We start from the raw sequence: 3112 nt of genomic DNA, 5'->3' as shown, positions 1-3112 counted from the left end.
AAAAAGAGCTAGACCCACAAGATTTAGAATATTTTTCAAACATTTCAAGAATATACAAAGATTCAATCATTGTAACTAGAAGTAAACTATACCATACAAAACTATCCAAACATGATGAGAAACCAGCCTGTAGAATATGCGGGGATAATTCAGCCTATTATTGTAACATGAATGACCAGTATTTTTGCACAATTCATGTAGTTGGACACGATGAAAATGAGTTTTAAGAAATTGGGATTGTTTCTTCTAAACTAAAACTACTTTCAACAAAATATTCTACTCTTGTCTTCTTAAACTCACGAGTACTAAACAATATTTTATAATCATCAACATGGATTTGGTTTTGAATTGTCTTTGCCATTTCTTCTGCTTCATCTTCAGATTTACAATGAATCATGGAAAATACACTGTATGGCCAATCAGGATAGGTTGGTCTTTGATAACAATGACTTACTTGAGGAAAGGCACCTAACTTTGTACCAACTTCGAGAATTTTATTATTCGGCACATTCCACACAATCATACCATTTGCCGTAAATCCAACCTCTCTATGTCTTAAGATTGCAGCAAATCTTCTCATCACACCAATACTTTCATAATATTTCATTTTTTCAAATAATTGTTCTTCAGTTAGTCCTAATTTTTTTGCAGAGTTTAGAAAGGGCCTATCAGTTATCTCCATGTCTTTTTGCAATTCACGGATAAACTCTTTGTCTTCCTCCGAAGGTACAAACTTTATGTTTTTAATTTCCTTTTTTTCTTCTGATGGTGCAATATCATGTTTTTTTTCATCAACCATATCCAATTTTACTCCAATCTTAAATAATTGAATAGTAGGCAACATTCTTACTTTTTTAATTCCTTTCAACACTGAAAACTTGTCAACCTCTGTTTTCAAATCAGAACCTGGAGGTACTGCTAACGTGAACCATAAATTAAACTGATGATCTCGTTCATAATTATGGCTTACACCAGGATGACGATTAATTTGATTTGCTACATGTTCTAATTGACTTGGTTCAATCTCCATTGCAACCAACGAGCTTTTGTAACCTAGTCGTCGTGTATCAAATATTGCACTAAGTTGTCGAAGAACACCAATTTTTTTAAGATTTAGTAAACGAGATTTAATTATTTCAGGAGTAGTTGCAAACTTTGTTGCAATGTCATCAAATGGTTTTGGAGTTAGAGGAAAAGTCCATTGAATCTCATTTAAGATCTCTTTATCCAGTTCATCCATGGATTGAGCCAATATCTCAATTACTATGTCTTTCAATTAAAAATGTAGCTGGAAAATTATGGTTTTATCGAATCTATAAATAGAAACTGGGGTCATTTTGATCGGTGATAGTTCATCTCAATCTGCATGACAGATTAGTCATTGTAATAGGGGGAGGAAATGAAGCTTTAAAGCGAATTAATTCACTGCTAAGAGAAAACTGTCAGATTTTAGTAATCAGCAGTGCAATAAATAATCAAATAAAGACGCTAGTGAAAAATAAAAAAATAAAATTCAAAAAACAGAAAATACAAAATATGAATATTTTTTTAACACACACGCCATACATGATAATCACAACAACCAATGATAAAAAATTAAATCAGAAAATTATCAATTATGCCAAAAAGAAAAAAATCATAGCATATAGCTCAGATAATCCAGAATTAAGTGATTTTTCAAATCCCGCAATAATCGATTTTGCGAATATAATTCAGATAGCAATATTCACTGGTGGAAGAAGTCCAGCTATGTCAAAAAAACTAAAAGAAGAATCAGAGAAGATATTTAAAAAAATCATAACAAAAGAGGACATTAATCAGATAAAAATTCAAAACAAAGCAAGAGAATTGGCAAGAAAGGTGATCGCAACTCAAAATGAAAGAAAAATGTATTTGCGAAGCATAATGAACGATAAAGAGATTAAACAGTTAATAAAAGATGGAAAGTTGAAAAAAGCTGAAAAGCAAGCAATCACAATATTGAGGAATTGGAAATGAACCAAAACATAATAAATGCACGTGTTACTTTTCGTAATTCACCAATTCATATTCTTGAAAGATTCACCATTAGAGATTTAGAAAATGCGTATGATCAATTCAAGGAACATTCAGGGTTAGATGAGTGTGTCATAATTCAAACATGTAACAGAATAGAGTTATTTGGAAAAGCACAAAATTACGATATCAATAAAATTAAAAAAACTTGGGCATCATTGACAGGATTAGAAGAAGAAGCATTTAAGGAAAATATAGAATTTGTAGAAAATGGGGAAGCACTGCATCATTTACTAAAACTTACATCTGGACTCGATTCAATGGTAGTAGGTGAAGAGCAAATTCTGGGACAGATAAAAAACTCTATCACAGCAGCTAGAAATGCAAAAGCATCTGGCCAACATCTTAACAACCTATTTGATAAAGCAATACGGATTGGAACTAGAATTAGAAACTCAACTGGAATTAATCGAGGTGGAATTTCTGTAGGTTCAATGGCAGTCAAACTTGCTGAAGAAAACATTGACGAGCTAAAACTAAAGAAGATTTTGTTAATTGGAACAGGAGAAGTATCAACACTTGTTGCAAAATCACTTGGACGTAGAGGGTATGATTTTGTAGTAACTAGCAGAACACTTCAAAGATCTCAGGCATTTTGTGAAACTATGGGAGGCAAACCAATAAAATTTGAAGAGGTCCTTTCAGGATTTGAAAAATATGATGTTTTGTTTGTTGCTACAACTGCACCATACTTTCTAGTTACACAAGAGAGAATAATCAAAGCAATGAAAGAGAGAAAAAATGGAATGATGATTTTAGATTTATCAAATCCAAGAACAGTTGATGAGAAAGTTGCAACAGTAGGAAGGGTAAAGCTGATGAATCTGGATCAAATTGCAGAAATGGTTGAAAAGAATATGAAAACACGATTAAACAAGGTAAAAAGCGTTGAAAATATAATTAGTGAAGAATTATCTGTACTAGAGGCTTCAATGAAAAGACTGGATGCAGAACCACTTGTAAAAGACGTATTCAAAAACATCGATTCACTTAGAGAAAAAGAATTACAAAAGGCACTTCAGATGCTCAATGAAAAAGACGAAAAAAAGATCAAAAT

The 3112-nt window shown here is 32.0% G+C and carries 4 protein-coding genes; 3 read left to right on the top strand and 1 reads right to left on the bottom strand.

Annotated elements, in window-relative coordinates:
* A partial coding sequence (locus tag BG20_RS13540; RefSeq protein ID WP_010195439.1) for a hypothetical protein occupies positions 1–227 on the top strand: 227 nt, incomplete at its 5' end.
* Here the strand turns inward: BG20_RS13540 and ahbA are convergent.
* Positions 224–1240 carry a siroheme decarboxylase subunit alpha gene (gene ahbA / locus BG20_RS11025; RefSeq protein ID WP_010195437.1) on the bottom strand — a complete coding sequence of 339 codons (1017 nt, stop codon included), beginning with the start codon at positions 1238–1240 and terminating at the stop codon, positions 224–226. The two genes, BG20_RS13540 and ahbA, sit on opposite strands and share 4 nt — an antisense overlap.
* Before the next feature lie 104 nt (positions 1241–1344).
* Here ahbA and BG20_RS11020 point away from each other — a divergent pair, with 104 nt between their 5' ends.
* The gene (locus BG20_RS11020; RefSeq protein ID WP_010195434.1) at positions 1345–1998 is read left to right on the top strand and encodes a precorrin-2 dehydrogenase/sirohydrochlorin ferrochelatase family protein; all 654 of its coding nucleotides are present in this window, start codon (positions 1345–1347) and stop codon (positions 1996–1998) included.
* A partial coding sequence (gene hemA, locus BG20_RS11015; RefSeq protein ID WP_010195432.1) for a glutamyl-tRNA reductase occupies positions 1995–3112 on the top strand: 1118 nt, incomplete at its 3' end. The genes BG20_RS11020 and hemA, both read left to right, overlap by 4 nt.

It is taken from the genome of Candidatus Nitrosarchaeum limnium BG20, assembly GCF_000241145.1.
GTDB lineage: Archaea > Thermoproteota > Nitrososphaeria > Nitrososphaerales > Nitrosopumilaceae > Nitrosarchaeum > Nitrosarchaeum limnae.
Note: the sequence above shows the minus strand (reverse complement) of the source record. Positions and strands in the feature narration are given on the sequence as shown.